Here is a 24931-nt window from a genome sequence, read left to right as displayed (position 1 = left end):
GGCGGGCCCTCGCCTCCCCTTCACACCGGGGAGGAACGAGGGCCCGTGAGGGCGGCTCGGGGAGAGCCGCGAGCCGGACTACTTCTTGGCCGGCTGACCCTGCGGCGCGGGAGCCGCCGGCTGACCCGCCGGAGCGGGAGGCGCGGGGGGCGGCTCGTTCTTCTGCACGTCCAGCAGCTCCACCTCGAACACGAGCGCCGAGCCACCGGGGATGCCCGGCGTGCCGCGATCGCCGTAGGCCAGGTCCGACGGGCACACGAGCTTGGACTTGCCACCCACCTTCATCTTCTGCACGCCCTCGGTCCAGCACTTGATGACGCCGTTGAGCGGGAACTGGGCCGGCTCATTGCGCTTGTAGGAGCTGTCGAACTCCTTGCCGTCCGGCAGCGTGCCCCGGTAGTTCACCTTCACGATGTCGGTGGCCGTCGGCTGCGCGCCCGTGCCCTCGGTGATCGTCTTGTAGATGAGGCCCGACTCGGTGCGCTCGGCGCCGGACTCCTTGGCCGCCTCCTCGAGGAAGGTCTTGGACTTCACCTTCTCTTTCTCCGCCCGCGCCGTGGAGCGGGTGCGCGCCAGCTCCGGCAGCTTCGGGCCGAAGGCCTGGATGTCCACCGCGGGCTCCTTGCCCGTCACCTGCGCCGTCAGACCCGCCTTGACGTACTCCAGCTCCTCGGGCGACATGTCGAACACCTGGATCTGCCGCGCCAGGGTGACGCCCAGCGCGTAGAAGGTCTTCTGATCGTCCGTCTGCGGGTTGGCGCCGGCGCCGCTGGCCCCCCCGGCGTTGTTGGAACCCTGCGGCTGACAACCCGCCACGGCGAACAGTGCCGCCACCACCAGAATCTTCCGCATGTGTCCTGCCTTTCTCTCCAGGGCAGCAAGCGCCACCCGTCCGCGCGCCCTTATACAAAAAAAAGCCAGCTCGGCGGCAAAGCTCGCCGTCCTTAACTTTTCCCTCGGAGGATCCGCCCCGGTGGGGTTGAAGATATGGGACCCAACCAGCGGAGCCCTGGCCGTCAGGAATGAAAGGGGGCAGTCTGGCATGTTGTCCCCCGGACGCGGGCTCCCGTCCGGAGCGACATCACTTCTCGCGGGAGCGGACCGTATCTGTTACGGCGGATACCGGAGTCCATGGAGGCGCCGTGCAAGCAAGGGAAGTCCTGCGCACCAGCGTCTTGCTGGTTGATGACCAGCCAGCCGACCTGGCCGCCCTGGAGCGCTACCTGGCCCCCTTCTCCCTCCATCTGGTGAAGGCCTCCTCCGGCGAAGAAGCGATCAATCACGTGCGGGACGAGGATTTCGCGCTCGTGCTCATGGACGTGCGGTTGCCGGGCCTGAATGGGGTGGAGACGGCGCGGCGCATGCGCGAGTTGCTGGCGCGGAGGCCCCTGCCGCTCATCTTCCTCACCGGGGCGAACACCGAGGATGCCATCATCGCGACCGGGTACGCGACGGGAGGGGTGGACTGGCTGAACAAGCCGGTGGATCCCGAGCGGCTGCGCGCCAAGGTGCGCGTCTTCGTGGACCTCTACCGGGAGCGCGAGGCGCTACGGCTGCGGCAGGCGGCGCTGCGCGAGCGCGAGCGCGAGGAGCTGGAGGAGCGGCGGCGGCGCGCCGAGGTGGAGCGCGAGCGCCTGGTGGTGGAGCTGCGAGAGGCGGTGCGCCTGCGCGACGAGTTCCTCTCCGTGGCCAGCCACGAGCTGAAGACGCCCCTCACGCCGCTCGCCCTGCGCCTGCAGCTGATGCGGCAGGAGCTGGGCAAGCCCCAGGTGGACGTGGGGCGCCTGCTCGGACACGTGGAGGCGGCGAACGCGCAGGTGCGGCGGGTGACGGCGCTCATGGACAGCCTGCTGGATGCCACGCGCATCACCAGCGGGCGGCTCACGCTGCGCCGCGAGCAGGACGTCAACCTCGCGGCCGTCGTGCGCGACGTAGTGTCCAGCTTCGAGCATCAGGCCGCGCGCGCCAACTGCCCGCTGGAGCTGGAGGCCCCCGCCCGGGTGCTGGGTCAGTGGGATGTCTTGAGACTCGAGCAGATCGTGACCAACCTGTTGTCCAACGCGCTCAAGTTCGGCGCGGGCGGCACGGTGAGCGTGCGCGTGGAAGAGGACGAGGGGTGGGCCCGGTTGACCGTGCGCGATGAAGGCATTGGGATGGACGAGTCCATGCGCACGCGCCTCTTCGGCCGGTTCGAGCGGGGTGTGTCGGAGCGGCACTATGGAGGCCTGGGCCTGGGCCTCTTCATCACCCAGCAGGTCACCGAGGCCCTGGGGGGACGCATCCACGTGGAGAGCCTTCCGGGCAGGGGGTCCACCTTCATCGTGGAGTTGCCCTGCGCGACAGGAGGAGAAGACAGCGGAGGCGTCACGCATGGCGCGTGAACTCCTCGAGCCCATCGAGCGGTTGAGGGTTCTCGTCGTGGACGACAACCCCGCGGATCGGCTCATGGCCGTGCGCGTCCTCAAGCGGGCGTTTCCCGGCATCCTCCTGGAGGAGGTGGGCGAGGAGGCCCAGTGGGACCAGGTACTCGGCCAAGAGCGGTTCGATGCCGTGCTCGTCGACTACCTGCTGCCCTGGACCACCGGGTTGGATCTGCTGCACGACGTGCAGCGCACGTGGCCGGGCATCCCCGTCATCATGCTCACCGGCACCGCCGAGGAGTGGCAGGCGCTGCAGGCGGTGCAGGAGGGGCTGGAGGAGTACCTGCCCAAGACGCCCGAGTCCTACGCGGTGCTGCCACGCGCCCTGCGCTTCGCCCTGGAGCGCACCCGCCAGCGCCAGGCGCTCATCGAGTCCAAGGAGACGCTGCACCTGGTCATCGAGGGGGTGTACGGGCACGCCATCTTCATGCTGGACGCCGAGCGGAGGATCGTGAGCTGGAACGCGGGCGCCCAGAGCATCACCGGCTACTCGGAACGGGAGGTGCTGGGCCAGCCCTACCGTGAGCTGCTCGTGCCCGCGGAGCTGCGCCACGCCGTGGTGGACAAGGAGATGGAGGCGGCCGAGCACCATGGCGTCTACACGGGCGAGGGCTGGCGTTCCCGCCAGGGAGGAGGCCGGTTCTGGGCCGACGTCACCGTGAGTGCCCTGCACAAGGAGGGCGGCGCGCTGCGCGGCTTCGTCGTGGTGCTGCGCGATGCCACCGAGCGCCGGCGCATGGAGGAGGAGCAGCGGCGGGCCAACGAGTTCCGCGAGCGGCTGCTGGGCATCGTCAGCCACGATCTGCGCAGCCCCTTGCAGGCCATCATGCTGCATTCGCAGCTGCTCTCGCGCCAGGTGAACGATCCCAAGGTGAAGAACGCCACCACGCGCATCAACCTGGGCGCCGAGCGCATGACGCGGATGATCGCCGACCTGTTGGACTTCACCCGGGGCCGGCTGGGCGGTGGCATCCCGGTGGAGCGCCGGCCCGATGATCTCTTCGCCATCGCCGCCGAGGTCATCGAGGAGCTGCAGCTCACGGCGCCCCAGAGCCCCATCGAGATGAGCACCCACGGCGACGGCCAGGGCGAATGGGACCGGGGCCGCCTCATCCAGGTGGTGCAGAACCTGGTGACCAACGCCGTGAAGCATGGGGCCCAGGGACAGCCCGTCCAGGTGACGTTGGCGGGAATGGATGACCTGGTGGTGATGCGCGTGCGCAACCAGGGTCAGCCCATTCCCCCCGAGTTCGTGCCCCACCTGTTCGATCCCTTCCGCCGGGCCGGGTCGCAGGAGACGAGTGATCCGATGTCCGGACTGGGGTTGGGGCTCTACATCGCGCAGGAGATCGTGAACGCCCATGGCGGCACCATCCACGTGTCCTCCGGACTGGAGGAGGGGACGACCTTCACCCTGCACCTGCCGCGCAAGGCCGCGCACCGCAGCGACTACCGACGCGCGGGCCTGCGCGCCGAGCGCAGGGACGCCCCCGCCTCGCGGGAAGAGGAGCACACGTGACGCGCGGCCCGGGGAGCGCGTTCCCGGTGTCCCCCCGACTCGCCACGCCAGCGGACAACGAGCGGCTGCTCGAGCTGTTCGGCGCGGTGCCCATGCAGGGCGAGCTGGTGCTGTCCACCCAGCGCTCCCCGGACTTCTTCCGCCTCTATGACATCCAGCGGGGGACGGCGGAGGTGTGGGTGCACGAGGCGGCACAGGGGCTCTCCGCCATGGGGACCTTCTTCGCGCGCGAGGGCTGGCTCGACGGCCGGGCGTGCCGCGTGGGCTACCTGGGAGATCTGCGCACGCGCTTCTCCGCGCGGCGTCACCGGAGCGTGGCGCGCTTCTACGGGCCCCTGCTGGAGGAGGTGGCCCGGCGGCTGGGCGTGGAGACCTTCCTCACCTCGGTGATGGCCACCAATGCCGCGGCGCTCCAGGCGCTGGTGAGACGCCAGGAGCGCCGCGTGGCCCAGCCGGAGTACACGCTCTTGCGCCGCTTCTCCGCGGTGTCCGTGCACTTCACCCATCGCCGCGCGCCGCGCCCGGGCCGCTTCCACGTGCGCCGCGCCCGGCCCGAGGACGTGCCAGCCATGGCGGCGCTGCTGGACGCGGATCACCGCGCGCGTCCCTTCGGCTACCGCTACGACCAGGGAGAGCTGCAACACCGCCTGGCGCACTGGCCGGGGCTCGGCGTGGACGGGTGCTACCTGGCCTTCGACGAGCACGGGGCACTGGTCGGCTGCACCTCGGTGTGGGATCCCCACGAGGTGAAGCGCTACCGGGTGCTGGCCTACCGGGGCTCGATGCGCTGGGTGAAGTGGGGCTACGACGCGATGGCCACCGTGCTGCGCTCGCCCCGCCTGCCCGAGCCCGGCCAGGACTTCCGCTACTTCTACCTGTGCAACACCAGCATCACCGGTGAGGATCCCGCCATCCTGCGCGCCCTCGTGGAGCGCGTGTACGCGGATCATCAGGACCGGGGCTACCACTTCTTCTCGCTCTACATGGGGGAGGAGGATCCGCTCCAGCCGGCCCTGCGGGGCTTCTTCCAGCGGCGCCTGGACTTCCACCTCTACGCAGTGACCCCGGCGAGCCTCGCGGGGCGGCCCTCCCCGCCCGGGGGACGGACGGGCTTCGAGATGGCCCTGGCGTGAGCCCGCGGGTTGCGGCACGTGCCCACCGCGCCCATGCTCCGCGCATGCCACGACTCCGACTTCCGGGCGCCCTGCTCGCCCTGCTGCTCACGGGGGCCGGCTGTGCCGCGAGCCGCGCCGCCCGCCCCATCTCCGAGGAGGATCGGGAGGGCTACGAGGCACGCCTGCGCAAGGCCCAGGCCCTCCAGCGCGGGGCTCACCTGGAGGCCTCGCGCGAGGAGCTGGAGTCGCTCGCACGGGAGATTGGAGAGCGGCTCGGGAAACACCCCCGGGACGTGGGGCTGCACGCGGTGCTCGCGCGCGCCGCCCTCGCCCTGAACCAGCCCGACAGGGCCCGCGTGGAGACCGAGCGGGTGCTCGCGCTCGCGCCGGAGCAGGCCGAGGCCCACTACCTCCAGGCCTTCCTCCTGGGCGGGGCCCGTCAGCCCGCCGCCGCCCTCGCCGAGGCCCGGAGCGCCACGCGGCTCGCGCCCCACCAGGGGCGCTACTGGCAACTGCTCGGCACGCTCCACCTGCAGTTGGATCAGCCCACCGAGGCGCGCGCCGCCCTCACCCGGGCGCTCGAAGTGGAGCCGCGCGATGCCCAGGGCCACTTCCTGCTCGGCCTGCTGTCGCTCGAGGAGGGCAAACCCGACGAGGCGCTCACCGCCCTCGAGCGGGCGCGCGAGTTGGAGCCGGACTACGTCCTGGCCCACACCCATGCCGGACAACTGCTCCAGCAACGGGGCGAGTCCGCCGCCGCCCTGGCGTGCTTCCAGAAGGCCGCCACGCTGGAGCCCCGGAACTGGAGGACGCGGGAGTCGCTGGTGCAGGTGCACCAGGCGCTCGGGAACACGGCGCGACGGGACGCCGAGCGCGAGGCCCTGCTGAAGCTGCGCCAGGAGGGGCTCGTGGCGCAGGACTACTTCATCCGGGAGCGCTTTCGCGAGGGCGAGCACACCGTGGTGGTGGTGGAGGACTTCGAGCTGAAGGGGGACTGGGCGAAGCGCTACGAGTTCCAGGTGTACGCGTCCGGAGGCCAGCAGCCCGTGCGCGTCATCTCCCTGGGTTCCTACGCCTTCACCAACGCCTTCGCCCACGAGCAGAACCCCTCACTGCCGCGCCTGTTCCACCTGGACGCCTACGGCCCGGACAACACCCACGAGACGTATGGCCTCTTCGAGGGCGAGCCCTCCTACGACGACACCCGGGCGAAGGTGTTGGCCATCCTGCGCGGGCAACTCGTGCCCACGTCCTCGACGAAGCCCGGCGCGGGGTGAGCCCTCACGAGGCCAGGGCGTGACGAGGCTCGGCGAGACGCGCGTGCTGGGGCAGCAACAGGGAGAAGGTGGTGCCCCGGCCCAGCTCGCTGTGCACCCGCAGCTCGCCCCCCATCTTCTCCACGAGCGCGTGGCTCACGGACAACCCCAGCCCCGTGCCCGAGCCCGCCGGCTTGGTGGTGAAGAACGGATCGAAGATGCGCGGCAGCACCTCCGGGGCAATCCCGTGTCCGGTGTCCGAGATATCCACGCGCACACGCTCACCCTCGCGCACGGTGCGCACGCACAGCGTGTGCTGCCGCGGGCCGCCGGGCTGCATCGCCTGGATGGCGTTGATGATCAGGTTGAGGAACACCTGGCTCAACCGCCCTCCGCTGGCGAGCACCGGAGGCAGCTCCTCGTCGAGGCTCTTCTCCAGCCGGGCCGTGCTCTTGAGCTCGGGCGAGGCCATGCGCAGCGCGAAGTCGAGGCTCGCGTTGACGTCCACGGGCGAGAACGCCTCGTCGGAGGAATGGGAGAAGAAGCGCATGTCGCGCACGATGTCCCGGATGCGCTGACAGCCCTCGATGGACTCGGCCAGCACCTCTCCGGCCTCGCCGAGCACCGACTGCAACTGCTCCGGAACGCCGGGCAGCTCCGCCAGCCGCCGCTCCAGATCCTCGCGCCAGCTGTGCAGGAAGTTCAGGTTGGAGAGCACGAAGGCCAGGGGGTTGTTGATCTCATGGGCGATGCCCGCGGCCAGGGCTCCCATGGACGCGAGCCGATCATTCTGCAGGCTCTGCCGCTCCAGGCGCCGCCGCTCGGTGAGATCATGCCCCACGAGCAGCAGCCGCCGCGCCGAGCCCACCTCCTGGAGCGAGAGGGCCACGTCCATCACCACGCGCTCCCCGCGATGCACGCGCAGCCCCAGGTTCTCCAGGCGCGCCGAGCCGTGCGCGCGCACCTCCCGGAACGCCCGGAGCACCGTCTCGCGCTCGTCCGGCGCGACGAGCGTCTCGAAGGGCACGCCCAGGAACCGGCCCGCCTCGCCGCCCAACAGCCGCGCCGCCACCGGGTTGAGCTCCAACACGTCTCCCCCCTCGTCGAGCAGCAGCACCGCGTCTCCCGAGGACTCGAGGAGCTGCTGGTTGCGCGCCTCGGTCTGCTTCACCTTCAGGCGCAGGCGCAAGAGCAGCTCCACCTGGCGCTTGAGCGCGAGCAGATCCCGGCGCTGCGTCTCGGTCAGCGTCCGGGGCACGGAGTCCAGGACACACAGCGTGCCCAGGAGGAACCCGTCCTCGGACTGGAGGGGAGCCCCGGCGTAGAAGCGCACGAAGGGCGCCCCCGTCACGAGCGGGTTGGTGGCGAAGCGCGCGTCCTCGCGGGCGTCCTCGACGACGAAGAGCTCCTCACGCTCGATGGCGAAGGTGCAAAAGGAGATACAGCGCTCCGTCTCCGACACCCCGGGCAGTCCCACGTTCGCCTTGAACCACTGCCGCTCCCGGTCCACCAGGCTCACCAGCGCCATGGGCACACCACACAGGCTCGCCGCGAGCTGGACGACGTCGTCGTACTCGCGCTCGGGGGGCGTATCCAGGATGGCGTGGCGCTCAAGCGCCTCGAGGCGCTTCTCTTCGTACAGAAGACCGGGGGAAAGCATGATCCCGATATGAGGAGTCTTCGCCCGGAACGACACCGGGCCCTCGCCTCGACTGTGTGACGCCAGACAGACTTGGCGCACCAGAGACTTCCCTTCGAAAATCACGGTATTCCTACACCTTGGCGGATGTAGACGAACCCGCTACTTCCGACGCCATCACCCGACAAGTCCCCGGCCTCCCGCCCCTCGGAGGAGGGATCAGGACTCCGAGGTGTCGAAGCGGTGGTGGCGCGCCGTGTCGCGCATGAGCAGGTAGACCAGGAGCGAGCAGAAGATGCCGCCGGTCACGTACCAGTAGAACCAGGACTCGTGGCCCTGGAGCTTGAACCAGGTGCCCACGTACTCGGCCGTTCCGCCGAACACGGACACCGTCAGGGCATAGGGCAGACCCACGCCCAGGGCGCGGATGCTCGCGGGGAACAGCTCCGCCTTCACCACGGCGTTGATGGAGGTGTAGCCCGAGACGATGACGAGCGCCGTCATCACCAGGAGGAAGGCGGTGAAGGCATCGCGCGTGCTCGTGAGCGCCGTGAACAGGGGCACGGTGCACAGCGAGCCCAGCAGACCAAAGCCCATGAGCACCGGCCGGCGGCCCACCTTGTCGGACAGCAGGCCGAACGCGGGCTGCAGGAGCATGTAGAGGAAGAGCGAGCCGGCGGAGATGAGCGTGGCGTCGTCGCGCGACAGGCCCACGGAGCTCACCAGGAACTTGGGCATGTAGACGGTGTACGTATAGAAGGCGAGCGTGCCGCCCAGGGTGAGCCCGACGACGAGGGCGAGCTCCCGGGGATGGCGCAAGAGCTCGCGCATGGGCCGGCGCTCCGTGCGCCTGGCCGCCTCCGCCTGGAAGGCCTCCGTCTCCACCATGTTGCGGCGCATGTAGAAGCCGAAGATGGCGAGCGCCGCGCCACACAGGAAGGGGATGCGCCAGCCCCAGGCCTCCAGCTCGGGCCCGGTGAGCACCAGGCGCTGGAGCACCAGCAGCGTCAGCGTCGCGAGCAACTGACCCATGATGAGCGTGACGTATTGGAAGGAGCTGTAGAAGCCGCGGTGGCGCGAGGTGGCCACCTCGCTGAGATAGGTGGCGCTGGTGCCGTACTCGCCCCCGAGCGACAAGCCCTGGAGCAGCCGGGCCAGGACGAGCACGATCGGCGCCAGGATGCCCACCTGCTGATAGGTGGGGCACAGGGCGATGACGAGCGAGCCCAGACACATCAGGGACACGGACAGTGTCAGCGCGGCGCGCCGCCCGCGCGAGTCCGCGTAGAGCCCCATCAACCAGCCGCCGATGGGACGGATGAGGAAGCCGAGCGCGAAGATGCCCGCCGCGTTGAGCTGCCGCACGAGCGGGTTGTCGCCGGGGAAGAACGACGGGGCGAAGTACAGCGAGAAGGCCGAGTAGATGTAGAAGTCGTACCACTCGATGAGGTTGCCGACCGAGCCGCCGAAGATGGACAGCAGGCGTTGGCGGACTCGGGGTGCGTCGGAGGAAGGAGTCGGGCTCACCGCATCGCTTCTATCCCATCAGGGCGCCAGGACGATGCCCGTCGGCGAGGGCCGCTCGGCGGCCTGCCCTGAATATTCCGCGCCACGCGGACGTCCGTGCCTCAACGTTTTCCCCTTGAAGGAATACACAACATGGCTCGCATGGCGTCCAAGCGGTTCACCTTCTTCCTGGCGATGGCGATGGCGACGACCTTGTCCGGGTGCGTCGTCGAGGGCGGCGGTGGACACGGCCACGTGGACCCCCCGCCTCCTCCCCCTCCCGCGCCCTCGTACCCGGGCTGCCCCGCGCTCCAGGGTCCGGGCAACTCGGGAGTCATCTCCCTGAACGACTGGCGGGGCCACGACGCCTCCATCGAGTCGTACATCGCCCCGCACTTCTTCATCCGGCACTACGAAGGCCAGGAGGTGGCGGCGTCACTCATCTACTCGGGGCGGGACATGGACGAAGCCACGTTCCGCATCGTCCCGGGCCTGGCGGACGACCGGTGCATCTCGTTCGAGGCCCTCGACTACGACGGGTACTTCCTGCGACACCGCGGCTCGGACATCTTCCTGGATCCGGACAACAACACCCTGGGTTTCAGCGAGGACGCGACGTTCTGCCCGCGCCCCGGCCTGGCGGATCCGAACGAGCTGAGCTTCGAGAGCTGCAACGTCCCCGACTCGTACCTCAACATCGACGACTACGACGGGCGCACCTATGGGCTCTACCTCGACAGTGAGTACAGTGCCGCGTTCGAGGAGGACGCGACCTTCCTGCTCATGCCCCCCTTGTAGTCGCTTCGGGTTCACCCCGCCTTGAGGCCCGCCAGGAGTTCGGCGAGCCGTGCCGGCTGCGACGCGAAGGGCGAGTGGCTCGACTCCAGGGTCTTCTGCTCGAACGTGTTGGCGGGAGTGAAGGCATCCGCCTCGCGAATCATCAAATCCTGGAGGGCGGGCGCCGTGGCGCGGTCCTTGGTGCAACGGATGTAGCTGCGCGGGATGCGGCCCCAGCGCTCGCGCGTCGCGATGACCTCGGACGTCCACAGGGCGACCGGGAGGTCCGGTGTGAGCATGAGCGCGAAGGGCAGGAACTGCTGGGCGTCCACGTCGTTGTAATAGGTCTCGCGCAGCGCCTCGAGGTACGCGGCGTCCCCGCGCGGATTGATGCGGGCCGCCCCCAGGGCCGCCGGGTTGCCCACGAAGAGCTTGTCTCCGTAGCCGGTCTTCGCCTCGGGCAGTTCCCCATAGGCGCTCGGCTTCTTCAGCCGCACGGGGCAATAGGCACTCAGATAGACCAACCGGCCCACCAGTTCGGGGGCGAGCTCACCCGCCCGGGTAATCACCACTCCGCCCATGCTGTGGCCGACGAGGATCGGCCGGCTCGCGCCCCGCAGTGTCTTGAGCGCGTCGACCACCGCCGAGGCGCACTCCTCGAGGCGGAGCTCCCGTTGCGGCGAGGGCTCCTCGGCGAACTTCGCCCAATCCCCCGAGAGATACGAGGAGGGGAAGCGGGCGTTGAGGCCGTGGCCCGGCAGATCGATCGACACCACGCGGTGGCCGAGACCGGAGAGGTGCTGCGCGACGCGGCCCCAGTGCAGGGAGTTGTGCCAGGCGCCGTGCACCAGGAGGAAGGTCTTGCCCTCCGCCCGGGGGGCCGCATGGGCCTGGGAGGCGGGCCCGGCGAGGGAGAGGGTGGCGGTGGTGAGCAAGGTGCTCTTCAGGAGGTCTCTGCGGTTCATGTCATCCTCGTTTGGCGGAGGCGACCCTTCGCCAGGGGATGCTGGCGGGGGCCGCGTGTGAGAGCGTTTCGATGAGCCGGGCACGACGGGACTCCAGCTCGGCGATCTGACGCTCGATGTCGGCGAGCTTCTCCTGGTGCGCGGCGAGGGCGTCCGGACAGATGACGGCCGACTCGCTCCGGAACATGCACGGGGAGAAGGTGGCGATTTCCTCGAGGGAGAAGCCCAGACGGATCATGCGGGCGATGTGCTGGACCCGGAGCACAGCCTCGGGCCCGAACTCACGGTAGCCATTGCTCCGGCGGCTGGAGACGAGCAGCCCCGCCTTCTCGTAATGGCGGATCGAGCGCGCGCTCGCGCCCGACAGTCTGGAAAGTTCTCCGATGTTCATTCCTGCCTCGATGAGAAAGGACCGTAGCACCTGACACTGGTGTCAAGGTCAAGTGCTCTCCGCAACCGCCATGCGCGATGAACGGGAGCAGCCCCTCACACCTCACTGAACTTCGTGCCGGAGATCCCTTCCTTCTCCATTGCCTGTTTGAGGTCTTCGGAGACCACGAGCACGGGCCACCCCCAGGTCCGAAAGAGACGAGTGCCGCTCACTCGGCTGGGGTCGATTCGCATGCGCTCGACGACGCGGTATTCGCCCACGCGCTCAGGTGCTCCATCCTCCGGCGTCCAACGCTCAACTCGAAGGCATCTCGATTCGTCGATGCACTCCACCACTCGGGTAGCATTGAGAGCGAACCAGGGAGCGCTGTGTGACAGCACCTGGACAGGAAAGAACTGCACCGCATCTACACCCAGGCGTTCGAGGAGTTCCTTCAATCTCTGGCTCACCATGGGGATGCCAAGTGCGGCCTCGCTGAAGTCCAGCGGATGTCCAGGAACGAGCTGGCGGCAACTCATCTTCTCCACGAGTTCAAGGGACTTGCCTACCAGGAACAGTTCGGAGTCTATTTTCTTGCCTTGTTCATCTACGAGGCCGTCGAGCAACCAGCGGCCTCGCGTCCCCATATCATCACTCAATTGGAAATAGCGTCTCAAGCGGGTCTGACCTATCTCATCACTTCGTAAGCAGGTTGTTCAGCAAAGAGCCCGGCGTACAAACTTCTTTTGCAATACGCCTGAGTTCAGCGGCAAGCCGACCCCGGCACGCATCCTCATTCGGGCATCGCAGCAAGGCAAAGCGCAGACGCCTGTAAACCTCTTCGTGATACTCCTGTGGGTGCGGTCCGTAGTGCCCCTTGAGCTGGACGATGTTCGCAGGATCGTCCAGGCTCATGCCGGCTTGAGCAAAGAGTAGTGCGAACAAAGGAGTCCAAGGCCCTCCCCTAACTGCTGATGTATCATTCTTGTCGGTGGCCAGGTGGTGCCGCGAGTAGCCAGCTACACTCTGATTCTCATCGTTGCAGTCCGCGCCCAGGACCGAAGCCGCGGTTCCCACCGCTGCGCCTGCGATCACAAGCGTACCATCAGCTACTACATGGGCAGTGGCCGTGCCCTCAACGACGAGATTCCCTACTGCCGCGTAGCGGGGAGGCATCAGCAGCGCCCCCAATCCTCCCTCGGGTACATTGGGAAGTGCTCGGCCAATACCCGCCCCAGCCACGATGACCAGAACCCGCAGAGCGGTGCCTCCCATGGCCCTGCCGAAGCGTTCTGCTACGGCCTCCAACTCCGCCATCGTAACTGCTGCGTCCACCTCCCGGTACAATCGTACACACGCCCGTGCCAGATGAGAGAGTTCCAACAATCCTACCGCCAGCGCCAGACGAATCGTCAGTGCAACAGCGAAAGTTTTGGAAAAGAAGGGTTCGGGAAGAACCCAAGCGGAGAAGTACACGAGAACCGAGAGGGTGACGCTGGTGAGGAAGGCAGGGGAGTTGAACAACTCCATGGCGGCATCGCGGAGGCCCGGACCCATGTAGCGAGTCGACAACTTGAGGGCCATGTAGAGACGACTGTTCTCCACGGTATCCGGCAGTGGCAGAAGGGACTCCCCGAAACGGGAGAGAAAATCCTGCCGCAGTTGCTGCTCCCACGCGGCTGGGGTGCCAGTGGATGCGTTCCAAGAACTGGATGAGACCGTGACACGGCGAAACCGTGGCTGAAACGCTGGCCGAAGGGCCCGGTGGAACTCGGCGAGTTCCGCGCGTGCGTCCTCCACCCTCAGCGTTTCCCAGACCAGGTCGGGGGGTAGTGGCTCGAAATCAAGCCGCAGCCGTCCATCGAAGAGCTGAGTGACTTGCACGGGCTTGGACCGTGGCTGCCATGCATCACCTCCTGAGCGATTCTCCGGGAGAGTGGTACAGGAGAAAACCAGAGGAAGACTCAGGACCAAGGCCACGCGGAGTAGGACGAGAGTTGTCCTCATGTTGGTAGAATGCCCGACACTCCGATGAAGGACTACCGGTTCCTCCTACTGCTCACGGCCACCTGCTCTGGATCGTGCCAGCCATGTTCCCTGGCTGACACAACCGAACGTCTTGAGATGGCCCGAGCAGCTGACCACGTGGCTCCGTGTCTCAAATCCAGAAGGCGATGTCCCGCTCCTCGTCCGCGGGACCCGCGCCCTCCCCACCCTCGAGCAGCCAGCGGCGATACGCCTCGATGTCCGCGTGGAGCAGGTCCGCCTCGGTGCCGGAGAAGACACCGCCCCCAGGGCCGTTGAGTAATCCCTCTCGCTGCACCTTCATCACCTCCACGTCCTGGCGAATCACCTGCGTGGTGTACCAGCGCACCAGCGGCTTGAGCGCCTGCCCCACGAGCGCGCGCGGCAGGTCATACGGCAGCCGGTAGCTGATGGCCGTGTACACGAGGCTGTCGGTGGGGCCGATGGGAGTGATTTGCGAGTTGATGGCGAACCCGCTGCGCTCCCCCCACATGTAATCCACCCGCGTGACGTTGGGCGCGAAGAAGTGGTCGGTGTGCACCATGGGCAGGCCCCCCGGATTGAACAGACGCCCCAGCCCCGTGACCGTGTCCTGATCCTGCTTGTAGGTCACGAGCACGCTGCCCTCCGAGCGCTTCACCGTGGCGGGCACGCGCTTGCGCGCCTTGCGGCGGAACCACCCCTCGTGGACGAAGACCGTGTGCGGCACGTCCATGAAGTTCTCCACCAGGTTGGTCACCCCGTTGGGAAAACGCGTCACCATGAAATAGACATTCCACTCGGGCTGGCCCCAGAACGGCACCCGGAAGGCGGGACGGCGCGCGCGCCGTGAATCGCCTCCCATGAAGACGAACACGAGCCCGTCCTGCTCCAGCGTGTCGAAGCGCCGCACCCGGCCCAGGTCACACGGGCGCACCTGAAGACCCGCGCGCGCATGCCCCTGCGCGTCCAGCGCCTCGCCACACTGCGATGGTCCGAGCGACGGCACCTCCACCACCGCCCCCGAGCCGTCATACACCCAGCCGTGGTACGGGCAGCCCAGACGCCCTCCAAAGACAGCCCCCGCGGACAGACGCGCGTTGCGGTGCAGACACCGGTCGAGCAGCGCCACGGGCTGGCCCCGCTCGTCACGGAAGAGCACCACCCGCGTGCCGAAGAAGGTGCGCGCCAGCGGCTCGCGCGAGGTCAGCTCCGAGGACAGACACGCCACGTACCAGTAGTCCTTGAGCGCCCCACAGCGGGACAGGTCCGCCTCGGCCTCGAGGTCCACGGCGGGCGTGGTGACGAGCGCGAGTGGCGAAGCATCGGTGGGATTCCTCATGAAGGCGTTCCTCGTTGCGAGAACCACGCGGTCCAGCCGGACCGGCGATGAAAGTCGGTGGGTTTGATGTCCCCGGCGCGCTGGCCCAGCGCGATGCAGCGGGCCTCATAGTGGCGCGCCCCATCGGTGACGCGCAGGACGCGCACCGGCCCGAGCTGTCCCAGCTCGCGGGCATAGCGATAGTGGTAGCCCTCGCACAGGGCCTCCTCGATCGCCCGGGCACTCGCCTCCAGACGCGCCTCGGGCACGTCGGTGTCGACGAAGAGCCGGTACGCCGGAGGCGCCGGAGCCTCCCACTCGGGCGCCATCATGGCGAAGGACGGCTGCTGGCCGAGCACCCGGGACAGCATGGCGGCGAGCACGGTGGAGACGCGGTGGGCGGAGAGCTTCTCGCCCACGAGATCGCTCACCGCATCCGCCCGGCCGAGAAAACGCAGACACGGGGTGGCGTGATGGAAGCCCTCGACCCGGACCAGGTCTCCCAGGTGGTAGCGCAGCAGCCCTCCGGACGTGGAGAGCAGCACGGAGTAGGTGCGTCCCTGCTCCAGCTCATGGGCGAGCCGCGGCCGGGCCTCGGGGTGCTCGGGCTCGAGGAACTCGAAGAAGTGGCTGCGCACGGCGAGCACGGGCGCGGGGGCCGCGAAGAGGGGCAGCGTGATGACGCCCTCCGTGGCGAGCAATCCCTTTCCCTGGATCTCCACGCCCGGAAAACGCAGACGGACCGGCTCCACGGCATGCGCGGCCTGGGCGTCGGTCCACATGCTCAGCAATGACAATCGAGGCCAGAGCGCGGGGCCTCTCAACCCCGAGCGCAAGGCCTCCCGAAGCACCCGGGCCCGCCGGGGCTGGGGCGAGAAGCGCATCCGCGCGAGCACCGCCCCCACGTCTCCCCCGCTCCCTCCCGGCGGCCTGCACACCCCGTGCTCCAGGTCATCCGCCAGCCGCTCTCCGTGCCGCTCCAGCGCGTCCATCAACAGCGTGAGGAAGCTCGGGTTCCACACGCTCACCAGGGCCAGATCCTCCCGGGCCACGAGGAACCACAGCGTCACGTACCGGCAGGACTCCACATCGGGCAGCTGGGCCACGGCCCCCGGTACGGCGAACACGCGCGTGAGCAGCGGTTGCAGGAAGCGGGGGAAGTACGCGGAGTCCTCCACGCTGCCCACCGGAATGCCTCCCGGCGTGCGCCCCTGCTTGCGGCCGATGGGCGAGATGGACCAGTAGCTCGGACCGGCGCGCAGCGCGGGGCGCGCGGTCAACAGGTCGAACAACATCGGCGCGAGCGCGTGGTGGAACTCGCCGAGCAACCCCTGGGTGACGGGGATGTACTTGGATGCTCCCGAGGAGCCTCCCGAGGGCTCGAAGCGCGACACCGGCGCACGGGTGAGCACCCGAGGCGTTCCGGCCTTGAGCGCCTCGATGTCCGCGAGCACCGAGTCCGGCGTGGACAGGGGCACGGCGTCCTGGAACTCGCGCGCGGTGCGCACGCGCGAAAAGCCCGGGAGCCGCGCGGCCTGCGTGGTGCCCTCGACGGCGCGCAGGACGCGGGACAGACACTCCGCCTGGGCCCGCTCCGGACGCGAGAGCGCCTGGTGGAACCGGAGCGCCGACGGGGCCAGCGCCACCCGGAGGCCCGACAGCATCATGCCCGCGCCCTCTCGCCCCGCTTCGAGCCCCGGCGCGTCCACTGACGCCACTGCTTGCGCAGGGCATCCATCAGCGTCCCCACCAGATCCCTCACCCGCAGCTCGGCGAGGCAGACCAGCTCCTCGCCCTCGACGTGGCCCGGGTTGCGCCGCGCGAAGAAGGCGATGTCCGGATGGGCCGCCGCTTCCCGATCGATGGGAGACACCCCCTCGCGGACCCGGTAGTGCGCGCCCGAGAAGCGCACCGTTCCCCGGGCCGGGTCGAACTGCTCACCGAACCAGCGCGAGGCCAGCGCGTTGAGGAACGCCAGCCGCTGCGCGGGAGGCTCCCAGTCATGGCGCGGCACGGTGTGCCGCACATGGTTTACCGCGAGCAGGTACGTCTTGTAACCCGCGCTCAACAACAGCCACATCAAGGGCCGCCAGGGACGGCGCAGCTTGCGGTGGAGCAGCAGCCGCGTGAAGCGCATCTGCAACTCCTTCTGCCCCCAGTAGTCCGGGTGGATGACGGTGTCTCCGGAGAAGATGATCTCCGCCGTCCGGCCCTCCATTTCCTCCTCGGCGATGCGCACGGTGCTGAAGCCCACCAGTTCCCCCGTGTGCCGCGCGTTCAGGAGGATGACGTATTGCTTGTCGTCCAGGTCGCGCGTGAAGCGCTCGGCGCTGACGCCCGCGTAACACGTCTGCATCAACGCGAGCATCTGCGCGCGCTGCGCTCCGGTGAGGGCTTCCCGGGCCACGGTGGCCCCCTTCAAGGCAGACAACATCTCTTCCCTCTCAATGACTGTCCCGCGCGTCCGCGGTGACGGCGGGCTGATGGATGACGTGGTAGCGATCCACGTCGAGCTGCACGGACTGCGTCTGTCCGCCGTACCAGTGAAGGGTCGCCGTCACGGGGCCCGTGTGGCTCCCCACCCCGAAGTGCAGCCGGGGATCCGCCGAGGCGCCCAGGCCGCCCATCAACCCCACCTCTTGCACCTGCTCCACGTGCCGGCCGCCCTCGTCGTAGGACACGACGACCCGCGTGCCCACGGCGCTCCGGGAGGTATGCCGGCCCTCGCCCACCAACGACAGCCCCACGAAGTGCGCCTGGTCCCGGCCCGCGCCCTCGCGCAGGGTGTTGCGGTAGGCGGACACGGGCCCGTGTTGATTGGTGATGAGCGCGTCCAGGTCGCCATCGTTGTCCAGGTCCGCGAGCAACACGCCGCGCGAGTTGTCCGGATCCTCCAGGCCCAGTTCCTTCGCCACGTCCACGAAGTGGCCCGGCTTGTCGTCCCCGAGGTTGAGGTAGGCCCGCCGCGCCTCGTTCGGATAGACGGTGCGCCCGCGGATGTCTCCCCACTTGTCCGCGTACGTGTGCACCTCGGGGCCGGACTGCATCAGCTTGTGATTGATGTACCAGTAATCCTTGCGGCCCGAGTCGATGAGGTGATCCAACCGGTCATCGAGGTGTCCATTGGCCTGCACGATGTCTGGCCAACCATCGTTGTCGAGATCCCCCGCCGCCGCGCCCCAGCCGAAGCGCCGCTCGTTGAGCGCGCCCCGGAAGGTGGCCTCGTCCTTGAACGTGGGAACGAACGGCTCCTGTCCCGGGGACACCATCCACAACAGACTGCCCTCGGCCTGCAGGGAGTGGTGCACGTTGGAAACATAGACATCCAGCCAGCCATTGCGGTCGAAGTCCGCCACGGAGGCGTTCATGCCCTTGTAGGTGTCCTTGCCAATGTCTCCGAACAGCGAGCCCCGGATGCGGCGGAAGTGCTTGCCCTGCTCGTTGAGATAGATCTCGTCCGGCCCGAAGTCATTGGCGATGTAGAGATCCGTCCAACCATCCTGGTTCAGGTCCACGGTGCTGACGGCGAGCGACCAGCGCGTCTCCTTGAAGCCAATCGCGGCGGAATCCACCTTCTCGAAGGTGCCGTCGCCCCGGCCGCGATAGAGCGCGTTGAGCCCGCCGTTGTCGGCGTCATGCCAGCCATTGTGCATGAAGCGGAGCATGCGCCGGTCTCCGGGGTACTCGGGCGCGGGCAGGTGGAAGAAGTTGAAGGGCGTGGGCGTGGCGTAGTCCGGCAGGTGCGTGGTGAGCGCGTTGGCCACGAAGAAGTCCAGGTGCCCATCCCGGTCGAAGTCGAGCATCGTCACGGCGAGGCTCACCGAGTGGTCGCCCACGCCCGCGTGCGTGGTGACGTCCTCGAAGGTGGCGCTGCCCGTCTCGCGCAGCAGGTTGCGCAGCAGCCGCGAGGGCCCGAAGGCCACGGCGATGGCCAGGTCCTGGTCCCCATCCCCGTCGTAGTCCACGAAGGTGCCCCCGGCGGCCGCGCCATCGGTGGTGTAGCTCGCGGCGATGCGCTCCAAGGCGGGCACCTTCACGCGCTCGAAGCGCAGGTCGCCCACGTTGCGGAAGAGCGCCGCGCGATCCCCATCCGACTTGAGCGCGTTGGACAGGAACACATCCAACAGCCCGTCCCCGTCGAAGTCGCCCGTGGCCACCGCGTCGCCCACGCTCAGCACCCACTTGGACACATGCAGCACGCGCGGATCCGCGTGCGTCAACACATCCCCCATGGTGGAGCCCAGCCCGGTGTGCGAAGCCTCCAGGCGCTCCATGTGGAAGGGCAGCGGACGCACGCTCGCGGAGGGCGCGATGACGAGAAAGTACCCCGCCGCCAGGGCGAGCCCCAGTCCTCCCACCGCGCCGAAGCGCCGCAGGGGCTCGCGGGAGAACAGGCCCGGGAACCAGGCGCGAGGCCCCGTTCGCCACAGCGCGCGGCCATGCAGGAAGAGGAAGCGCGCGGTGGCGCAGGTGAGCGCCGCGTAGAAGAAGGTGAAGACGCTCTCCTTGAGGTGGAGCAGCAGGTCCACGAAGGTGAGGGCGAAGGCGAGGATGACCTGATCCCGGGGCCGCTTCGGGGACGTGCCGGGATCAGTGATCATGTAGAAGGTGAAGATGAAGAAGGGGGGCGCGCCGAGCGTGCCCAGGAAGAGCACCTCGGGGGGCAGGTGGTGGCGAAGGATGTAGGCGCGCAGGGCCGTCTGCAGCGCGTAGAAGAAGAGGAAGCTCACCACGAGCCACCCGCGGCCCACGCGGAAGAAGAAGAGCACCAGCGCCGCCATGATGATGAAGGCGCTCAGGGCGACTTCCCCGTTGGCCCACTGATAGGCGGGCGCGGCGGTGATGAGCTCGCGGGTGAAGAGCAGCGAGGTGGCCACGCCGAACATGGACGGGTTGAAGACGTGGCGCCCCTCGAAGGTGAGCACGTACTTCGAGCCGATGGTGAGCCACACCGGCAGGAGCAGCATCCAGCTCGAGTGCGAGTAGTTGAGCAGCAGCGCCAGCGAGCAGCAGGAGATGTAGCCACTCAGGGGCACCACCTTGCGCCGGTACAGCAGCCAGGTGAGCCCCGCGTCCAGCGCGCTGCCGCTCACGACGATGGCCGCCATCTGCGCCGGGCTGCGGTTGAAGCCGAAGAAGCAGAAGCCCAGCACCCCGTAGAGGGTGAGGATGGCCGCGAAGGGAATGCGCGGATCGCTCCAGGTGGGCCAGACCCATCCCCAGCGGACGGACTGGGGACGCGGGGGCATGGGCACGGCGGGTGCCATGGACGGCTGTGCTGTCATGGGAAGGGCGCCTCCGAGCGCGCGCGGAGCCTGCCGTGCCCCCGCGCTCCTGTCCAGGACACGCGCCCGGGCCTGCCTTTCGGGCTACCGTGCGAGAACGACATGCTCGCCCCCGTCACCCGAGTCTTCATCCTCCTGCTGTTGAGCCTATGCGGGGGACTCGGTGTCCTCTTCTGGCGCCGGCAGAACGTGCACGCGGCCAAGGGGGGCCGCATCTCCCCGCCCAAGATGGCGTGGCTGCTCTACGCCATCTTCCTCTGGTTCTTCCTCTGTCCGCTCGTGGCGCTCGACCCGGGAGTGTCCCCGCGGCTGCGGCTCGTGCTCGGCGGCTTCGGCGCCTTCATGTGGCTGCGCGGGCTCGCGGAGCTGTACATGCTCTACGTCAGCCACAACTGGCGGCCCCCCTATGGCATCGCCCATGACGTGCTGAGCCTCGTCCTCGTGCTCGGTGGCCTCGGCGCCCACCTGCTGTCGCCCCCCGGAACTCCCTCGCCCCTGGACACCTGGGCGGTGTGCCTCGTCGCGCTCGTCGTGGTGAGTCTCGTCATCGAGGTGCTCTACGCCGCGCTCTTCTTCCACGCCGTGGAGGGGCGCACCATGGGCGAGGAGGGCATCTGGTTCGCCGACGAGGAGCAGGTCCGCTTCCGGCGCATCAACCGCATCACGCTCGCCTGCAACATCCCCCTGTATCTGCTGCTGGGGGGATTGCTCGCCGTGGCGCTGGGCTTTGGACTATAGAGGGCGCGTCCACGACACCCGATTCACGGGGGGGAAACACACTCATGAAACTCAAGACGCTCGCGACCGCCGCCACCCTGTTGTGCACCCTGGCTCCGCTGACCCTGGCCTCGGCACAGTCCAGCAGTCCGACCTTCGTGTTCGAGACCGTGGACAGCATCGAAAACGGTTACACGTACAACGCATTCAAGCTCACCGGCATCCTCCAGGGTGAAGCCACTGCACGGACCATCTCGTTCGACACCTCCAGTGGTCAGAACAACGAACAGATGGTGAGGTTCATCCGTACCTGCGAACACTTCGCGTTGATCTCCATGAACAAGCCGGGCCAGTACTACCTCGAGGTGCGGGGCAACAACGGCTATGGCCTTGGCCTCGCGAGCTGCAAGCTCACCCGTCGCTAATCCCGCTCCACCCCGAAGACAGACAGAGGGCGGACAGATGACACGATGGATGAGATGGGCGCTCGTGCTGGCGCTGATGGGCGCGCAGCTCGGCTGTGGCTCGGACAGCGACGGCGATGGAATCCACGACGGCGCGGACTGTGCCCCGGACTCGGCCGGCACCTGGAGGCAGGTGCAGGTGTATAGCGACCCCGATGGGGACAGGTATGGCAGCGGCGAGCCCCACACGCTCTGCCTCGGCAAGTCCCTGCCCCTGGGGTTCTCCACCCAGGGCGGCGATTGCGCGCCCGAGGACCCCAAGCGGTGGATGTCCCTGACGGGCAAGGGCTACTACGCCGACGCGGACCGCGACGGCAAGGCGGCCAACACGCCGTCGAACGACTGCGTGGGCGACAACCCCACCGGCTACCTGCGGACCCAGGGCTCGGACTGCGACGACACGGATCCAACGGTCTGGGTGTCGCGCCCCCTGTACGCGGACAAGGACGGGGATGGTGCCGCGGAGGGAGAGCCCTCGCTCCACTGCATGGGAAGCAGCCCGCCGCCAGGGCTGTCCGAGACGGCGACGGACTGCGCGCCCGGGGACCCCACCCGCGCTTTCTCCTGGAACTACCTGGGCCGGGACACGGATGGAGATGGGTTCTTCGTGCCCGCCTCGGGCACCCTGTGCACCGCAAGGACGCTTCCCAAGGACTACGCCGACCGGGTGCCGAGCCACCCCGATTGTGACGACACCCGCGCGGACGTGTGGACCTCCCGCGTCCAGTACCTCGACCCCGACGGAGACCAGGTGGGAAGCGGACCCGCGGAGACCCTGTGCTCCGGCACTGGCGCCCGGCCCGGCTACGCCCTTGGGGAGGGAGACTGTGCTCCCGACGACAGCGCCCGCTGGATGTGGCACTCCTATTCGTGGCGCGACGCGGATGGGGATGGCGCCACCGTGTCCGAAACGGGACGGGTGTGCGGGGGCTACGCCGCGCCGCCCGGATACTCCGTGACGCCCGGTCCCCACCTCGACTGCGATGACACCCGCGCCGAGGTGAGTGTCACCTGGAGTGTCTTTCCGGATGCGGACCAGGACGGAGTGGGTGCCGGTGAACAGCGGACGCTCTGCGCGGGCACGACCCGTCCCGCCGGCTACTCGGACACGGGCACGGACTGCGCGCCCGATGACGCCCTGCGCTGGCGCACCTTCACCCCCAGTTTCCGCGACGCGGATGGGGATGGCTTCACCGTGGCGCCCGGCGGCCCGCTCTGCCTGGGTGCGTCCACCGAGGGCTACCCAGACACCAGCCGGGGCACCGACTGCGACGACACCCGGGCGGACGTGTACCAGTCCCTCCAGGCCTATGTGGACACGGACGGAGATGGCGTGGGCTCGGGCCCCGCGCTGACGCTGTGCACCAATGGCTCGCTCCCCGCGGACCACTCGCTCCAGGGCACCGACTGTGCGCCCGAGGACGCCCTGCGCTGGCGGCTCCACGCCTTCAGGTACGTGGACGCGGATGGGGACGGCCGCACCGTGCCCTCCACCGGACAGGTCTGCGCGGCCGCCACCCTCCCCCCGCCCTACACTCCCGCGGCCTCCGGCAACGACTGCGACGACTCCGACTCCGCCCGCTTCCTCTGGCGCGTCCTCTACCCGGACCGGGATGGCGATGGCGTGGGCACGCCGCCCCGCGTCGTGCAGTGCCTGGACGACGGTCCCGCCCCGCCCGGCTTCTCCATCTACGGCTTCGATCCGGACGACTCCGACCCGGCCTCGCGCGACCCGGCCGATGAGTCCGAGCTGGATGAGTTTCTCTTCACGCAATGAGTAACGGGAGAAATTGAGAATTTAGGAAATCTTGACTTGGCCGACATATTTCCCAGAGTGAAAATATCTGCTAATACCTCCCACCGCGAATGCATGTGTTGTGGGAGGCCCATTCAGGACAAGCATTGAAACGGGCCGCCCACGTGACCCCGGGGGGAAGGTTCGGGCCCTCGGGCCCGCGTCCCAGCCTCCGAGGTCACGGTCATGTCTCCCCCCCACACCGGAGTCAGGACGGATGACGAAGGCCTCTTTCCTCAAGTTCCATGTAACGCCCACGGTGCTGCTCGGTCTGAGCCTGCTGGTAGCGCCCTGTGCGGAGGCCGCCAAGGTCCTGGAGCCGCGGCTGTCCACGGTGAAGCCCACCACGCCCGAGCTGGACGAGGAGACGCCGGTCCAGCGCCTGGTCGTGAAGTTCCACGAGGGGACGCGGGTGCGCCTGCGCGGCGGGGTGATGCAGATCCTCAGCGAGGAGCGCGACTCGGACGAGCGTGGCCGCATGCAGCGCCACCACATCACCGACGTGCGGCTGAACACGGACGTCTCCGAGTTGCAGCGCGTGGTGCAGAGCAAGGCCCGCGGGCGCCGGCCCGAGCGGCTGTTCCGCGAGCCCGAGTCCACCCTGGCCGCGCGCAAGCGCCTGGCCGAGGATCTCAGTGGCAAGGAGATGGCGGACCTGGACCTCTACTACGAGCTGCAGCTGGAGCCCGGCATGCAGGCGGCCGACGTGAACGAGCTGGTCATGCAGCTCAACGCGCTGGACAGCGTGGAGATCGCCTACGCCGAGCCCATGTCGTGGACGGCCAGTGTGTCGGCGTGGGACGCGCGGGGTAACGCCACCGCGAGCTATGAGCTGAAGCAGGGCTACCTGGACGCGGCGCCCGCCGGCATCGACGCGCACTACGCCTGGTCGGTGCCCGGCGGCCGGGGCCAGGGCGTGCGGCTCATCGACGTGGAAGGCGCCTGGAACACCCGGCACGAGGACCTGCCGGCCTTCTTCTACTGGGGAGGCGAGCAGTTCCAGGGCGCGGACTGGCGCGACCACGGCACCGCGGTGATGGGGGTGATGGTGGGCCAGGACAATGGGTATGGCATCACTGGCATCGCGAACGGGGCCTCGGCGGGACGCCAGGGCATCGCCACCCAGAGCATGGCGAGCGCCATCCAGCACGCGGCGCGCGCCGCGGGCCGGGGCGGCGTGGTGCTGGTGGAGTTGCAAGCCCCGGGCCCCAAGACCCAGAAGGGCTGCGCCTGCAATCTCAGCCAGTGCAACTACGTGCCCCTGGAGTACTGGCGGGCCAACTTCGACGCCATCGCGCAGGCCACCGCCCACGGCGTGCACGTGGTGGAGGCGGCCGGCAATGGCGGCGCGGACCTGGATGATCCCGCCTACCATGGCGCCTTCAACCGGGCGGTGCGTGACTCGGGCGCCATCCTCGTGGGCGCCAGCTCCGCCACCGGCCACGTCCCCATGTGCTGGACCAACCACGGCTCGCGCGTGGACGTGCACAGCTGGGGCGAGAAGGTCGTCACCCTGGGCTACGGCGACCTGAGCGGCCTGGGCGAGAACCGGGGCTACACGGACTCCTTCAATGGCACCTCGAGCGCGGCCCCCATCGTGGCCGGAGCGGTGGCCGCCATCCAGGGCGCCGCGTTCGCCGCGGGCAAGGGCCCGGTGCCTCCCCGCGAGATGCGCGCGCTGCTGCGCGCCACCGGCACGCCCCAGGCGCCCTCCTCCAAGCACATCGGCCCCCAGCCCAACCTGCGCCGGGCCCTCCAGCAGGTGCTCTCTCGCTGAG

20 protein-coding genes are annotated in these 24931 nt (G+C 68.6%); 9 read left to right on the top strand and 11 right to left on the bottom strand.

Features of this window, described 5'->3' with window-relative positions; all coding sequences use genetic code 11:
• Nucleotides 1-78: 78 nt before the first annotated feature.
• Nucleotides 79-852: an FKBP-type peptidyl-prolyl cis-trans isomerase gene (locus tag F0U63_RS02435; RefSeq protein WP_395843263.1), complete on the bottom strand. Its 774-nt coding sequence runs from the start codon at nt 850-852 to the stop codon at nt 79-81.
• Nucleotides 853-1142: 290 nt separating this feature from the next.
• Here F0U63_RS02435 and F0U63_RS02430 point away from each other — a divergent pair, with 290 nt between their 5' ends.
• The 4 genes from F0U63_RS02430 to F0U63_RS02415 are packed head-to-tail and all read left to right on the top strand — an operon-like array spanning nt 1143 to nt 6331.
• Nucleotides 1143-2381 carry an ATP-binding protein gene (locus F0U63_RS02430; RefSeq protein WP_395843261.1) on the top strand — a complete coding sequence of 413 codons (1239 nt, stop codon included), beginning with the start codon at nt 1143-1145 and terminating at the stop codon, nt 2379-2381.
• Nucleotides 2371-3939 carry an ATP-binding protein gene (locus tag F0U63_RS02425; RefSeq protein ID WP_395843259.1) on the top strand — a complete coding sequence of 523 codons (1569 nt, stop codon included), beginning with the start codon at nt 2371-2373 and terminating at the stop codon, nt 3937-3939. The genes F0U63_RS02430 and F0U63_RS02425 overlap by 11 nt, the downstream gene beginning before the upstream one ends.
• 26 nt (nt 3940-3965) lie before the next feature.
• Nucleotides 3966-5072 (top strand): GNAT family N-acetyltransferase, encoded by a 1107-nt coding sequence (locus tag F0U63_RS02420; protein ID WP_395843257.1) that lies wholly within the window; start codon nt 3966-3968, stop codon nt 5070-5072.
• Nucleotides 5073-5116: 44 nt separating this feature from the next.
• Nucleotides 5117-6331, top strand: a complete 1215-nt coding sequence (locus F0U63_RS02415) for a tetratricopeptide repeat protein (protein WP_395843255.1) — start codon at nt 5117-5119, stop codon at nt 6329-6331.
• A gap of 4 nt (nt 6332-6335) precedes the next feature.
• Here F0U63_RS02415 and F0U63_RS02410 read toward each other — a convergent pair whose 3' ends face one another.
• Both F0U63_RS02410 and F0U63_RS02405 read right to left on the bottom strand, forming a co-directional pair.
• Nucleotides 6336-7970, bottom strand: a complete 1635-nt coding sequence (locus tag F0U63_RS02410) for an ATP-binding protein (protein ID WP_395843253.1) — start codon at nt 7968-7970, stop codon at nt 6336-6338.
• A 198-nt stretch (nt 7971-8168) separates the two neighbouring features.
• On the bottom strand, nt 8169-9476 hold the full coding sequence (locus tag F0U63_RS02405) for an MFS transporter (protein ID WP_395843251.1): 1308 nt from the start codon (nt 9474-9476) through the stop codon (nt 8169-8171).
• Between the two features lie 132 nt (nt 9477-9608).
• Between F0U63_RS02405 and F0U63_RS02400 the strand changes: the two genes are divergently transcribed.
• The gene (locus F0U63_RS02400) at nt 9609-10253 is read left to right on the top strand and encodes an AbfB domain-containing protein (protein WP_395843249.1); all 645 of its coding nucleotides are present in this window, start codon (nt 9609-9611) and stop codon (nt 10251-10253) included.
• 11 nt (nt 10254-10264) lie between these two features.
• On the opposite strand, the gene F0U63_RS02395 is transcribed toward F0U63_RS02400, so the two are convergent.
• The 8 genes from F0U63_RS02395 to F0U63_RS02360 form a co-directional block, all read right to left on the bottom strand.
• Nucleotides 10265-11197 carry an alpha/beta hydrolase gene (locus tag F0U63_RS02395; RefSeq protein ID WP_395843247.1) on the bottom strand — a complete coding sequence of 311 codons (933 nt, stop codon included), beginning with the start codon at nt 11195-11197 and terminating at the stop codon, nt 10265-10267.
• A 1-nt stretch (nt 11198) separates the two neighbouring features.
• The gene (locus F0U63_RS02390; RefSeq protein WP_395843245.1) at nt 11199-11588 is read right to left on the bottom strand and encodes a MerR family transcriptional regulator; all 390 of its coding nucleotides are present in this window, start codon (nt 11586-11588) and stop codon (nt 11199-11201) included.
• 95 nt (nt 11589-11683) lie between these two features.
• A complete protein-coding gene (locus tag F0U63_RS02385; RefSeq protein ID WP_395843243.1) occupies nt 11684-12244 on the bottom strand; it encodes an imm11 family protein in 561 nt (186 codons plus the stop codon).
• Between the two features lie 19 nt (nt 12245-12263).
• Entirely contained in the window at nt 12264-13097 is an 834-nt protein-coding gene (locus tag F0U63_RS02380) for an AHH domain-containing protein (protein WP_395843241.1), read from the bottom strand.
• Between the two features lie 628 nt (nt 13098-13725).
• Nucleotides 13726-14913 (bottom strand): Rieske 2Fe-2S domain-containing protein, encoded by a 1188-nt coding sequence (locus F0U63_RS02375; RefSeq protein ID WP_395843239.1) that lies wholly within the window; start codon nt 14911-14913, stop codon nt 13726-13728.
• Nucleotides 14910-16559, bottom strand: coding sequence for a GH3 auxin-responsive promoter family protein (locus tag F0U63_RS02370; RefSeq protein ID WP_395843237.1), 1650 nt, complete (start codon nt 16557-16559; stop codon nt 14910-14912). The genes F0U63_RS02375 and F0U63_RS02370 overlap by 4 nt, the downstream gene beginning before the upstream one ends.
• Complete coding sequence (locus F0U63_RS02365; protein WP_395843235.1) at nt 16556-17326, bottom strand: hypothetical protein; 771 nt, start codon at nt 17324-17326, stop codon at nt 16556-16558. Before F0U63_RS02365 ends, F0U63_RS02370 begins: the two co-directional genes overlap by 4 nt.
• Before the next feature lie 10 nt (nt 17327-17336).
• A complete protein-coding gene (locus tag F0U63_RS02360) occupies nt 17337-20177 on the bottom strand; it encodes an FG-GAP-like repeat-containing protein (RefSeq protein WP_395843233.1) in 2841 nt (946 codons plus the stop codon).
• Nucleotides 20178-20279: 102 nt separating this feature from the next.
• On the opposite strand from F0U63_RS02360, the gene F0U63_RS02355 reads away from it, so the two are divergent.
• From F0U63_RS02355 to F0U63_RS02340, 4 genes are all read left to right on the top strand, one after another.
• On the top strand, nt 20280-20915 hold the full coding sequence (locus F0U63_RS02355) for a hypothetical protein (protein ID WP_395843231.1): 636 nt from the start codon (nt 20280-20282) through the stop codon (nt 20913-20915).
• Nucleotides 20916-20959: 44 nt separating this feature from the next.
• The gene (locus tag F0U63_RS02350; RefSeq protein WP_395843229.1) at nt 20960-21319 is read left to right on the top strand and encodes a hypothetical protein; all 360 of its coding nucleotides are present in this window, start codon (nt 20960-20962) and stop codon (nt 21317-21319) included.
• Between the two features lie 49 nt (nt 21320-21368).
• Nucleotides 21369-23135: a hypothetical protein gene (locus F0U63_RS02345; RefSeq protein WP_395843227.1), complete on the top strand. Its 1767-nt coding sequence runs from the start codon at nt 21369-21371 to the stop codon at nt 23133-23135.
• A gap of 235 nt (nt 23136-23370) precedes the next feature.
• The gene (locus F0U63_RS02340; protein ID WP_395843225.1) at nt 23371-24930 is read left to right on the top strand and encodes a S8 family peptidase; all 1560 of its coding nucleotides are present in this window, start codon (nt 23371-23373) and stop codon (nt 24928-24930) included.
• Nucleotide 24931 lies beyond the last annotated feature (1 nt).

Origin of the sequence: Cystobacter fuscus (assembly GCF_044360685.1) — a bacterium.
Taxonomy (GTDB): Bacteria; Myxococcota; Myxococcia; order Myxococcales; family Myxococcaceae; genus Cystobacter; species Cystobacter fuscus_C.
Note: the sequence above shows the minus strand (reverse complement) of the source record. Positions and strands in the feature narration are given on the sequence as shown.